Origin of the sequence: Shewanella sp. SP2S2-6 (genome assembly GCF_031931965.1) — a bacterium.
In the GTDB taxonomy this organism is placed as follows: Bacteria; Pseudomonadota; Gammaproteobacteria; order Enterobacterales; family Shewanellaceae; genus Shewanella; species Shewanella baltica.
The window spans coordinates 57,163-70,363 of the sequence record NZ_JAUOEQ010000004.1; the positions used below are offsets into that span (position 1 = coordinate 57,163).

The 13,201-nt window shown below is 35.6% G+C and carries 12 protein-coding genes; all 12 read right to left on the bottom strand.

Annotated features, from left to right (window positions below):
- Positions 1-3 precede the first annotated feature (3 nt).
- The 12 genes from Q4Q57_RS04850 to Q4Q57_RS04905 all read right to left on the bottom strand — a co-directional run bounded on the left by Q4Q57_RS04850 (position 4) and on the right by Q4Q57_RS04905 (position 13,201).
- Positions 4-1,011 (bottom strand): glycosyltransferase family 2 protein, encoded by a 1,008-nt coding sequence (locus Q4Q57_RS04850; protein ID WP_311890023.1) that lies wholly within the window; start codon positions 1,009-1,011, stop codon positions 4-6.
- Positions 1,011-2,813 (bottom strand): thiamine pyrophosphate-binding protein, encoded by a 1,803-nt coding sequence (locus Q4Q57_RS04855; protein WP_311890024.1) that lies wholly within the window; start codon positions 2,811-2,813, stop codon positions 1,011-1,013. The genes Q4Q57_RS04850 and Q4Q57_RS04855 overlap by 1 nt, the downstream gene beginning before the upstream one ends.
- Positions 2,814-2,826: 13 nt before the next feature.
- Positions 2,827-3,969 carry a class I SAM-dependent methyltransferase gene (locus tag Q4Q57_RS04860; protein ID WP_311890025.1) on the bottom strand — a complete coding sequence of 381 codons (1,143 nt, stop codon included), beginning with the start codon at positions 3,967-3,969 and terminating at the stop codon, positions 2,827-2,829.
- 24 nt (positions 3,970-3,993) lie between these two features.
- Positions 3,994-5,274: a radical SAM protein gene (locus Q4Q57_RS04865; RefSeq protein WP_311890026.1), complete on the bottom strand. Its 1,281-nt coding sequence runs from the start codon at positions 5,272-5,274 to the stop codon at positions 3,994-3,996.
- Positions 5,271-6,152, bottom strand: coding sequence for an NAD(P)-dependent oxidoreductase (locus Q4Q57_RS04870; RefSeq protein ID WP_311890027.1), 882 nt, complete (start codon positions 6,150-6,152; stop codon positions 5,271-5,273). Before Q4Q57_RS04870 ends, Q4Q57_RS04865 begins: the two co-directional genes overlap by 4 nt.
- A 19-nt stretch (positions 6,153-6,171) precedes the next feature.
- A complete protein-coding gene (locus tag Q4Q57_RS04875) occupies positions 6,172-7,299 on the bottom strand; it encodes a radical SAM/SPASM domain-containing protein (RefSeq protein WP_311890028.1) in 1,128 nt (375 codons plus the stop codon).
- A gap of 9 nt (positions 7,300-7,308) precedes the next feature.
- Entirely contained in the window at positions 7,309-7,974 is a 666-nt protein-coding gene (locus Q4Q57_RS04880) for an HAD-IA family hydrolase (protein WP_311890029.1), read from the bottom strand.
- 4 nt (positions 7,975-7,978) lie between these two features.
- Positions 7,979-8,764, bottom strand: coding sequence for an aldolase/citrate lyase family protein (locus Q4Q57_RS04885; protein WP_263196075.1), 786 nt, complete (start codon positions 8,762-8,764; stop codon positions 7,979-7,981).
- A 101-nt stretch (positions 8,765-8,865) separates the two neighbouring features.
- A complete protein-coding gene (rfbH, locus tag Q4Q57_RS04890) occupies positions 8,866-10,251 on the bottom strand; it encodes a lipopolysaccharide biosynthesis protein RfbH (RefSeq protein WP_311890030.1) in 1,386 nt (461 codons plus the stop codon).
- A 1-nt stretch (position 10,252) separates the two neighbouring features.
- A complete protein-coding gene (gene rfbG / locus Q4Q57_RS04895) occupies positions 10,253-11,332 on the bottom strand; it encodes a CDP-glucose 4,6-dehydratase (RefSeq protein WP_263196119.1) in 1,080 nt (359 codons plus the stop codon).
- Positions 11,326-12,096 carry a glucose-1-phosphate cytidylyltransferase gene (rfbF, locus tag Q4Q57_RS04900; protein WP_263196077.1) on the bottom strand — a complete coding sequence of 257 codons (771 nt, stop codon included), beginning with the start codon at positions 12,094-12,096 and terminating at the stop codon, positions 11,326-11,328. The genes rfbG and rfbF overlap by 7 nt, the downstream gene beginning before the upstream one ends.
- A gap of 49 nt (positions 12,097-12,145) precedes the next feature.
- Positions 12,146-13,201, bottom strand: a complete 1,056-nt coding sequence (locus Q4Q57_RS04905; protein WP_311890031.1) for a putative sugar O-methyltransferase — start codon at positions 13,199-13,201, stop codon at positions 12,146-12,148.

Consider the following 13,201-nt stretch of genomic DNA (forward strand, 5'->3'; position numbering starts at 1 on the left):
TTTTTATATATCTAACTTTGGATTAATCAACCTAATTAATTGATACCTCTTTCGCCTAATCCACTCAATCGCTCCTGCAAAAACTTTGCAGATAACTGAAGGAATTAAGCACAAAAAAAACATATAACAAAAAATAACTTTACCGCAAAGTTTTAAAACACTATTTTTATTTTCCCCCAACAATTTAAAGTTTAACCCATTTGCCCCTCGAATGTGTAACAAACTTCTCCAGCTTAATAAACCAGAGTGAGTTACTAATAATTTTTTTGCAATATCTTTACTTCTATCCGAATATACATCCGGTAAATTAGCAACGAAAGATGGCCAATTATAAAACATTATTTCAAAAAATCTTGAGGGCCATCCAACTTTTCTGACTGGCGTTTTAAGAGTTACTACACTTAAATCTCTACAAAAAAGTAAACTAAAATGATTACTTGCAATATAATCAAGCACAAAGCCGACAATACCAAAATCAGTCCCCCTATACTTTTCAAATCTAGGATGAGAAATCAACTTCCTATTAATAATGTTGCAACTAATACACGCAATGATTGGTGTCAATTCATCAATTACTAAATTTTTATTATTATAAACAATTTCAGTATTATGTCTATAACGTCCAACCAAGTTAGTTAAGATAAAGTCGTACTCGTTAGACCCAACTAATGTTCCTAAAATTCCATCTAAAACTGATGGTAATATTTCATAAGAATCACCTAGTATCCAAATATATTTTGAATTCGGCATAAAAACTGCATTTTCAATATTCTCATCTGAGGTCACAGTTTTAGTCAGAGATTTAACAAAAATAAATTCGTATTTATTTTTCCAATAAGCAATTACCTCAAGCGTATTATCTGTAGATGCATTATTAGAAATATAAAGCCCTATGTTAAATAACTTAAGTCGTTCAATATGTTTTTTTAAAAAAAAATCTACAAACTCAGCCCTATTATAAGTTGGCATAACAATAGCCAACGTTGTATTTAAACCTGGATGCATTTTCATTATTTCTCAGAAATTTTCCAAATATTTTCAGCCATTTCATTTTGAGATAAAAAAGGAGACATATCTTCTAGTGATGGCGATACTATACTTCCATCTGAAAGCTGTTTTGACGCTAACTTAGGAGAGAAAGCCTGAGTATCATCAAGAATAAGCTCACAGATAACTGGACCAGAATGAACCATCACTTGTTTAATAGTACTCTCCATAGAAGCATGATTATCACATTTAAAATAAGGTAAACCGAAACCCTTACTCAATGACTCAAATTTTGGAAATGTAACACCAGAGTTTCTACTCGCACCAACTTCAACACCATCAAAAAAGTTCTTTTGTGTTTGATAAATTGATGAGTAACCTGCATTATTTAAAATGAATATCTTAATTGGCAATTTATTACCAACGATAGTTTCAAGTTCTTGGAGATTCATCATAATACTACCATCGCCAGCAAAACAGACAATAGGCATAGCTGGAGCCCCATAAGAGGCTCCTATTGAAGCTGGTAACTCGTACCCCATAGATGCGGAGCCAGAATTTGTCCATAAACGAGTTTTAGATTTAATTACTGCAGCTTGGAAGCCAATCACGCAAGCAGACCCATTTGCGGCAACGACTATTTGGTCATCAGATAGCATCTTGAAAAACGTATCCATAAAGCAATATGGATTCACTTTAGATGAATTCCAATACTCTTTTAATACAACAGGATATCGCTTCAATCTATCTTTACACCAATCTAACCAAACTCGATGTTTAGGTTGGGCAGCAATATTCTGCTGTAAAAGAAATGGTATCAGATCAGCTAGGTCTGCTTGTATAGGTTTATCGATAATTAAACTTGGCTTTTGCATTTCCAACTCATCAATATCAACCATAATCTTATAAGCTTTAGGTGCAAATGCAGTCCAATTATAACTAATTTGCCGAATATTTAATCGGCACCCTAATATAAGAATTAAATCTGCATTTTGAATGACAAAATTACCTGAGCGATTTCCAACTGTTCCTGGTCTACCTACATATAAAGAATGTTCGTCGGGTAATAAATCATGAGCGTTCCAACCTGTAACTACTGGGACTTGAAATCTATCGATTAACTGAAGAAATGGCTCGTATGAGCGGCTAATCCTAACTCCAGAACCGGCTAAAATAACAGGCCTTTCAGACAATTCGATTGCACTAATAATTTCTGCTGACTCACTTAACAAATCCAAACTAAGCCATGGGTGCTCTAATTCTTCCGGATTAAATCCTACAAGTTCATCTGGATTAATGAATGAGCTTTGAACATCAATCGGAACATCTAACCAACAAGGGCCAGGACGTCCATGCGTTGCAAGATAAAATGCCTTTTCAAGGTGATAGCGAATTGAAGATGGATCGCTAATCATCTGTGAGTATTTAGTAATAGAGTGCACTATCTTACAAATATCAATCTCTTGATCACCATATTGTCGCAATGACATCCCAGTACTTTGAATCGTTGTTTGATACTTAACTTGCCCTGATATGACTAACATACTCAGAGAGTCTGTCCAAGCACCATGAACACCAGTAATTGCATTTGTTCCACCAGGACCAGTAGTCACATTAACAAGGGCTGGGCGATGAGTTAAGCGACTATATGACTCTGCAGCCATAGCGCAGGCTTGTTCATGATGATTAAAGATACAGTTCAAACCATTATGCCTACCAAGTGATTGATTAAGGTGCATAGCACCTCCACCAGTCACCATAAAAACCTGCTCGATTCCTAATTCAACTAATCGCTGTGCAATATAGTCCGATAATTTGATATTCATTTATATAAACTCTTTAGTAAGCGACTATTTTATTTCCTACGAGAAGATAAGTGTTAAATTTTCGCTTGAAATTCTTTACGATGTTTAAAACTTCTTGAGGGTAAATTCCCGGCACCATTACAATCACTGCATCTACATCTGAATATTCTAATGTCTCTGGTGAAACTATTTTAGTCAACATAACAGGACTGAATAGCCCTTGCTTAAATGGAGCTGAATCAATAATAAACTCAATATTATTCAACTTACTAATAGCAAGTAAAGCTAATGTTCTGTGCCCAGCTCCCCAGACAGCAACTTTTTTCCCAACAGAGACATATTTATCGACTAGTGTATTTAATTCGGCACTTAAAGAATTTACTTCTTCCATATACGAGTCTAATCTTAATGAACTTCGTTTTCTTACAATTGCTAAAATATCATTACTCTTATTAATTTCCTGACACTCGAGCACATCGAACCCATTAAATTCAAATGCTCTACGTAAAGTACTAACTGTAAAGTATACTAAATGATCAGCAACGAACTCATATAGACACTTTGATTCGAGAAGGTATGACAAATTAGGTACTGTAATATATCCTACAGCATTATCTGTTGAGTTAGTGTAAATCGAATCTATAAATTGTTTTATGTCTGGTTGATGTTCCAAATAGTTAAATGAGAAAAATACTTCTGCTTTCTTAGTTATTTTCTGATCTGGTAGATAACCACAAATCATACTTCTCTCAAAAAGAACACCCTCTTCTACGGAATTCTCTGAATATTCTATACCTTCAGCACGAAGACCAGCATCAACTATAACATCTAACATGCCACCTTTACCGCAACCTATTTCAAGCGCAGTTTTTCCTAGTAAATTGTATTTCTTAACAAAAGTTGTAATTTCATTTAACCGCGTAGTTCTAGAATGCGGTGACAAAACAGCAGCAGTAATAACTTCTCTGAAATAACTCACTGGAGCAGCTTTAAGCTGTACTAAATCACATTTATTACATTGAAAAACTGCAAGTTCGATTGGCGATTCGTTATCTAACTGCTTGCTAGTTAAAAAATGCTGCGCGGCTTTTGGAAATGGGAAAAGGGTAATTAACGCATTACCTGGAAGCTCTGCGCGACACAAACGACAGTGTTCTATTTGTTCAAAATACGTCATAACTTAGTCCTATCAAATATCTAGCTATTGATGGTCAAGACTAATCTTAGTCGATGCAATTTCTTTCCATTTTTGCTGATTCAAACCCATATTATAGGCAGGCAAACCATATTTAATGCATTTACCACAAATCTTAGCACTATTTTTATTTGAGTTAATTTGCTCCAATGTAGATTCAAGATAGTTATCAGAAACAGTAATGCCATCTCGATTAAAAACAGTACAGCAAACTGGTACCTTTAAATCCCAGTTAATATTTATCTGATTTTCTTTAAATGGACAAATTTTAGAACGATACTTAGAACTTGCCTCTAATCCCTCTTCAATATTTACTAATAGCATTGAATTCAATTTTTCTGTCTGTGGGTCATGAATTCCATCTAGATAGTCTAAGCAACGCTCAAGAGGCATAACAAGTGAGTAAGTAGTTGAAAGAGAGAATTTTAACTCTTCACAAAGCATCCGCATTTTTTCTAAATTTAATCCATTATTATCATTGTACAAATGATAATTTACATCAACAAAGGTTTTAGATTTAAACTTATCTAAATAATATCTCAAACGATACATATTTGATTTTACTAAATCAATATTTCCACCCGTATGAGTTTTTTCATATGTGTCTGGATAATAACCAGACAACGATACTTTGAGATATTCAGGTGACTGTCGAATAACGTTACCCAATAATTCATCTGAGTCGATAGATAAATTACTGGATAGTGCTACAGCTATGCCGTTTACATGTAAATATGAAATAATTTCAGGTAAATTTTTATGTAAAAATGGCTCACCCCAGCTATACAAGCTAACGTGAGTTACGATTTCGTTCTCACCAATAATCTTATCAACCACTTTTTCAAGGTTATTCAATGACATGCGACCAATTGGCGTTTTGTCGCCATCTATACTATGTGCGCAAGATGGACACTTAAGATTACACGACCCCATAATATCAATGGTATAGAAAGACTCGCAATAATCAGAATACAAAATGTAATCATGGGCAGAAAATCCCATATCCATTAGCATTGAAATAATTTCAGACTCTTTTAATGATACAGCAATAACAATAGCTAAATTTTCATACTCTTTTTTCATCGTAGCCAAAACATCTGGTGAGCTAACTAATACGTCATTGACTAATTTATTCTGCAATGCAAGATCTGAGTCAATAAACCGGACAATATTAAGTGAGTTTGCAAGAGAAAAACGTAAGAACCCCATACCCGTCATTCTAGCGCCCCATATCACGATTGGACGTTTTTCTAACTGAACCAGTAAACTCACTTTTGATTTTATCATTTGAGCTGTTCCATCTCGATGATTTTTTGACAAATTTGATTTTTTTGAGGATGCTTTTCATACCATTTATAAAGGTTTGAAATTGAATCTTTAAATGGAGTAATTTTTAAGGGGCCAAATTCACTCACATAACGTGAGTTGTTTCCTGAATATTCACCTCTGCTCCCCTCCTGCTTTACAAATACTGCAGAATCTGTATTACCGACTTCATTAATGATTTCGGCGAGCTTAAACAAAGATATCGAATAACCACTACATATATTATAATTCCTATAAACAAATTCTGATTTAAAAAATATTTCAGCAGCCAACAAAAAATCATCTACATAAAGATAATCAAAAAACATATCCTGATTAATAGAAACTTCTAATCCAGAAAGTATTCTACAGATATTGTTAGAAATAAACCTACGAGAATAATCCTCATACTTACCAAATATTCCAAACACTCGCAAATTAACAATGTTATTAGAAAACTTTTCAACATCATTTGAAATAACAAATTTTGACAACCCATATGTATCTGATGGGATATGCTTACCAAAATATTCCTCACTCATCATAGGTTCGTAATTTTTCATATCATATTCTGCACCTGAACCTATTGTAATCATCCGACCAAAAAGATGTGAACATCGGGCTAAGTTAAAATATAAAATCAAATTTTCATTTAATGAGTTTATATTTACAGCACTCATTAAGACAACATCTGGGCATAAATTCGCTAGATATTTTTCTACAGCACACGTATCAAGTAAATTCAACTCATGTCTTTTTGGTGAGTATACTTCATAACCTTTCGCAGAATAATATTCCACTGCGTTTTTACCAATAAAACCATTGGATCCCAACACCAGTAATTTTATACCAACAGACATTTCACTCACCTATAGTTAATTATAATATTTCTTTTATTTTCCACTCATTAGACTGTATCCACTCATTATCATCAAGTGATTCATCTAATGCATTTAACGCTGCTAAAACTTTTTCCTTATGTGGATCAAGATCCTCATCAACACAAACCATAGGAGCAGAACAGTTATTACAAAAATTAATCTGCTCTCTTCGTCCTTTTAGCATAGCAACTCGTAATTGATGTAGAGACTTTCCTTCCCATATTTCTTTTACACTTTGTTCATTTACATTGCCAATGACAACCTTTCTTGGCCAATCCAAAGTACAAGGACTAGTTTGACCATCACAATTAAAATGCAAATACATGAATGTGAACGGACAAATATCTTTATATTTTTTTATTTTTTGATTATACATCCCCGTTTTAGCAACTTCATTTTGCTTATCGAGTTGTGTTTCTGCCCATTGAGGTACTATTTTCTCTATGAAAATTTCATCGCAAATACCACCAAAAGTATCAAAAAAATATTGACGTTCTGTTTCATCTAGAATGAATGTTGTGTTATTACCTTTATCAAGAGCACTTGTTTGGTCCGCGATTTTCACATAAATAGTAAGTTCAGGCCCTTTAATGCTATGAAGATGTCTTACACCTTCAACTATCTCATTAAAATTCTGCTTTACACCGGCAACCTGCATGTATCTTTCATCACTTAAACCTTCAATTGATACATTAATACGTTGTAATCCAGCATCCACTAGTGCACGGTTTAACTCAGGTGTTAACTTCGAACCATTAGTAAAAACTTCGATAATTTCTGCAACATTTTTTTCTTTAGCATACTTAATCATTTCAGGAAGATCTTGGTGTAATGTAGGTTCCCCATGATTACCAATTTTAATTTTTTTAATCTTTTCAGGGAATTCAGCAAGATCATTAACAATCTTCTTGAACATTTCCACGCTCATTTTCCCACGCTTCAAGTCAACCTTTTTCATTGCTCTATTGTCGGCTTGAAAACAAAAACTACAGCGGTAATTGCAAATACTTGACACATCTATATGAACTGAAAATGGTGTTTTTAAAGGTACTCTATCTTCAATGGGTACTTTTACCGCTGAATATATTCGCGGTTGTACTTTGGCGACAATCTCATCGTTAGTCATAGTTGGGTCCTATATACACGAAATAGTTTTAAAACTAAACGGACGCATAGCTAAGAGCTGCGACATATCATTGATATCACAATATATATCTCCTCTTGCTACACCATCATCATAGCCCGAGCTGAAAAAAATAAAGGGCACATTGGCCGCCTTAGCCGCTTTTTGATCAATGGTGGTATCCCCAACTAATAATGCACTAGCAGGTTCTAGGCCAAGTTGTTGTAACACTCTTAAGACAGGTTCAGCATTCGGTTTCGCTATATGTTCAGGCCTACCTGATATAACAACGTCAAAATACTCTGCAATTTCAGTTTCAAGTAAAACTTTATCACAGAGCGCTGAAGGTTTATTTGTGCATACAGCTAACTTAAAACCAATTTTTTTCAAAAACTTGAGTGTTGCTTCTACATTTGGATAGAGAGAAGATTTCGGTGTTGATATCAATTTATAACGGTCCCGAAACTCTGCAACAAGGCATGTAACGGGTTCAATTGACTGAGGAAGTGCCAAGGATAAAATCCTATCGGCTCCATGACCCATCTCCTGCAATAGACTATCTTGGTTTAAAGGCTTAAGATCACGAACTCGACGCATTTCATTAATAACTTGCGTCACTTCTCTGGCACTATCAACCAAAGTTCCATCAAGATCGAAAATAACTAACTGAATAGACATCTAATTAGCCAACTTCTTGCCGAAGTTGTAATACTCGAGTAGATAGCAATTCCAGCCGAGTTTCATCTTCTTTAGCAATACATGCATAGTAATTATGCTTATTCTGAAGCCATAACAGTTCAAACTCAACAGCTAATAGCAACCCCTTTCTGAGCTTAGCCATGGACAAAGCATCTGCATTGAAAATGATTTTCCTTGTTTCAAAACGAGTTAGATACGTTGCCTTTAGAGCTTGCAAAAAATCGATTGCATCTAATGACACACCACCACCAACTACAAACTCAATACCTGCTAACTTACATTGTCGAGCAACCTCGAGACAATATTCAAGAATTTTGTCAGAATTAACATCACCACGCTTCATTCCATTTGATTGAGTAAAATCAACACGGCCAAAGACAATTCCAGGTTTAGTCGCAGATGAAACTATCACATCAATAATTTGCGCTAGGTTGTTAAATGTTGTCTTTGTCTCAACATTGAATAAGAATGAAGTATCCTCGAGTTCGTCCTTTGTAAACGCAGTTTCATATGCTCCTATATATTTGCTTAATGCATAAGGCGTTTCAACCATAGGCGCAACAACGTAATCAGCTCCGAATTGTTTTGCTTCAAATAAATCGCGAATTGCCTCAGCGCCACCAATTTTTAGTGCTACATCTAAGCCTGCTCTGCGAGTGATCTCTAACAAACGTAAAAACTCATCACTTCGAGTACCTTCTGCCTCAAATTCTGCTTTAACGGCAACGACACCATGGTTATCTTTGAGTTGCTTAAGAATATTAAGCATTTCTCTTTCTAAAGTATTAATAGTCCTTCTCCTTTCTCAAGCTACCCTATAAATCAGCACGCAAGCATTAACACACTTGTATCGACCTGATTACAAAAAAACTAAAGTCTTTTTTCTTTTAAGAAAAAATCTTCAAAAGATTCAATTACATAATCTAGCATTTCCGTTGTTAACGCTGGTTGGACACCAATCCAAAATGAGCTTTCCATCACTAAATCAGTCGTATTAAGACGACCTGAGACTCGATATTTTTTATCTTTCATGTAGGGCTGACGAGTTACATTGCCAGCAAATAAAAGTCTGGTACCTATTCGCCGAGATTCCAAAAACTGAAGTAATGTTAAGCGTTCGATGCCCTTATCACGTTTTAATGTTAATGGAAAACCAAACCAAGAGGGTGATGACTTCGGCGTTGCTTCAGGTAAGATAAGGTATTCTTCACAAGATTTTAAGCCCGTCTTTAGATACTCAAAATTGCGTTTTCTAGCCATAATAAACTCAGCTAAATGACCTAATTGTGCTAAACCACAGGCCGCTTGCATATCAGTAATCTTTAGGTTGTAACCTACGTGGCTATAAATATACTTGTGGTCATAACCTTGAGGTAAACTCCCTAGCTTCCAACAGTAACGTTTATTGCAGGTATTATCTTTTCCTGGAGCACAATAACAATCCCGTCCCCAATCGCGAAATGACTCTACAGTACTCTTTAGAAGCGCACTATCCGTAAATACAGCCCCACCTTCACCCATTGTAATATGATGTGCAGGATAAAAACTCAATGTCCCCAAATCACCAAAAGTGCCAACCAAACGCTCCACGCCAGATTCAATACATGTATTACGTCCTTTAGAATAAGCCAATGATGGTTGATAAGTCGATCCTAATGCATCGCAGCAATCTTCAATTACCCATAGATTATATTTTTTAGCCAAATGCATAATCACATCAATATCAAATGGATTACCTAAAGTATGAGCTAACATAATGGCTTTGGTTTTTTTACTGATAGCTTCTTCGATTAAATCAGGATTAATATTATATGTTGGCAGCATAACATCAACGAACACTGGTATTAATCCATATTGAATTAATGGATTAACCGTTGTAGGAAAGCCTGCAGCAACTGTAATAACTTCATCACCAGGTAATAATGCTCTGTCACCTAAGCGTGATGAAGTTAATGCTGCTAACGCTAATAAATTTGCTGAAGAACCTGAATTAGTCGTTAAGACATTTTTTATATCTAGTATTGATGACAAATCAGTTTCAAAAGTGTCATTAAATCTGCCTGTTGTTAACCATCCATCAAGTGATGCTTCAACCATGTTGGAGTATTCATCAACCCCAATAAGCTTTCCAGAAGGTGGAATAGGCGTATCACCACCATAAAATTTTTGGGGTATGGCTTTAATTGCAGCATACTCTTTGACCAAATCAGCGATATCTTTTCTAATTTTTGTCAATTTTTTAGAAGTATCAGTCAAGCTAATCACCTTTATCATTCAAATATTCATGAATCTGTGTTTGGGTTATTGATGCCATATTCTTACCTTGATAAAACCCACTGTACCACTCTATCGTTTTCTCAATGGCCAGTTCAATTTCCCACTTAGATTGCCAATTTAAAATACTGCGTGACTTAGATGTATCTAACTTAAGAAAATGAGCTTCGTGTGGAGCATTAATTTGAGGTTCACTTTTGACATATGCACCATCTCCCCAGTTTTTTGCTAGCTGTTGCGCTACCCATTCAACAGTTTTTGCATCGGTTTCTGCTGGACCAAAATTCCAAGCGTAAGAAGTTTCATCAGGATTCCCATCACGACTCAAAAGGTAATTGATCAGTTCTAAGTAACCAGATAAAGGTTCCAAAACATGTTGCCACGGACGGATAGCACTCGGATTTCGAATACTTGCTATCTGTTGTAAACTGAAAGCTTGAACTAGATCTGGCACTAATCGATCTTCAGACCAATCACCACCACCAATAACGTTTCCCGCTCTTGCTGAAGCCACGATCACTCCAGATTGACTTAAATAAGAATTACGGTAACAACTGGTAACTAACTCTGAACATGCTTTGCTACTACTGTAAGGATCTAATCCACCAAGGGAATCACTTTCTCGATATCCCCAATGCCATTCCCTGTTTTGATAGCACTTATCGGAAGTTACATTGAGGACACATTTAACACTCTCTGTTAATCGTATTGCTTCAAAAACATTAATAAGACCCATTACATTAGTGCTATAAGTTTCAACAGGATGGTCATAACTATGACGAACTAATGCTTGCGCTGCCATGTGAATGACAATCTCAGGTTGATGATCGATTAACACTCTTTTTATAGTATCAAAGTCTCGGATGTCACCAATAATAGACTCAATATTCGCATTGATATTTAACAAGGTAAACATATTAGGCTGGGTTAAAGGGGCAAGAGAGAAACCAATGACTTCTGCACCATAATGTTTAAGCAGACAACAAAGCCAACTCCCCTTAAACCCAGTATGTCCTGTGATTAAGATTTTTTTTCCCTTAAAAAATTGCTGATTTGTTACCATATCTTCCACGGTGCCTGATTATTCTGCCACATTTCCTGAAGGTATTTCTGATCTCTAAGTGTGTCCATGGGTTGCCAGAAACCATTATGTTTAAACACTGCGAGATTATTTTCCTCTGCAAGCATTTGTACAGGTCCCTCTTCCCAACTAGTGTTATCACCCTCAATATAATTTAATACTTCAGGAGATAAAACAAAAAAACCACCATTAATCAGAGAACTATCATCCTTTGGTTTTTCTTTAAAGGTCGTTACAAGGTCACCAGAAATATTGAGCGCTCCAAAACGGCCTGGGGCTTGAGTTGCAGTTAAAGTCGCTTTCACTTTTTTAGCCATATGAAAATCAATTACATTCTGGATATTAACATCGCAGAGCCCATCACCATATGTAAAACAAAAAGCTGATTCTCCTTCAATATATTCGGCTACTCGTTTTAATCGTCCTCCAGTCATAGTCTCTTGACCTGTATCGACTAAGGTTACCCTCCAAGGCTCAACCATCTGATGATGTACTTCCATCTTATTATTTCGCATATCAAAGGTCACATCGGACATATGAAGAAAATAATTTGCAAAATACTCTTTAATTACATATCCCTTGTACCCACAACAAATTATAAAGTCATTAATACCATAAGCGGAATATAGCTTCATTATATGCCATAAAATCGGTTTACCACCAATTTCAATCATCGGTTTTGGTTTGAACAAAGTTTCTTCAGAAATACGTGTTCCATATCCACCAGCCAAAATAACCGCTTTCATAACTTAATTCCTTATTTCACTAACCTAATTTTGACAAGGCTTATGTATATTAACTTCTTTTGTAAAGTCGTAATTCTGAATGAAATTTATCAATTGTTTGAAAACCAAAAGGTAATACGTTTGTGGCAATAAGCTCGTACTCAGGTAGGAATTTATCATAATCATCTCCCAAGATAGGCACTTTAACACCAACATGAGAGTGGTCTTTTGCGACCTGTTTTCCTTCGCGAAGATTACGCAATAGCACGTATTTACTTTTTAACCGTGTTACATGTTGCAGATAATTTTGTACTATTTCAGGCTCCATTTCTTGGAAGGAGATAAAATTCACAAAAAGATCAATTTCGCCAGTGAGTTCAGGTAACTGCCAAGGACACATGACTACGGCACTAAACTCAGTACGTAGTGTATCAATATTCAAATCTGGGTAAATTTGTAACTGGGCATAATCTGCCACAAGATGTGCACCCAATACCTGTTTTAAATAATAACTGGAAAAGAGACAGGTCGGAGGAATATCTACGTTTATATAAAAAGTCTCATTTCTGCTATCACTTAGTAGAATCTCACCGAGTGAACCGAAACCACCACCGATTTCTAAGACAGTTTTGACCGAAATATCTTGTATATGTTGCTTAAGAAAATTTAATCCTAGTAGATAATTTAAACTAGAGCGACTATAAAAATGTCCATCAAACTCAAACTGTTCTAATGGGTTACCTACATGGCTTTCACTGAAATTTTGTGTAAACGGGGCACGTAACTGCTCACTCGCTTTATACACTCGATAGTCACTTTTAGCATGAGTTTCACCCGATAAAAACTCCGTCATTGACATCATGGCGCGCCGGTCATTTTGAAGGGCGCCATCACAAACAGTTAACATATTTTGATAACGTTCTGGCTGTAAAACCCAGCCATGAAATAAATATGTTGGAACGAAATAGCCTAGGGCGCTATTTAGCGTTCGAAAATTTTCAATCCCGTAATCGGCTAGATCCTGCTGCAAGCTCTTTGCACCATGTTGCCAGAAGTGACTTGGCTGATAACTGGGATCCTCATTACGCATGTCTGATATCATGGCGTTAACTTGCTCTTTCCACAT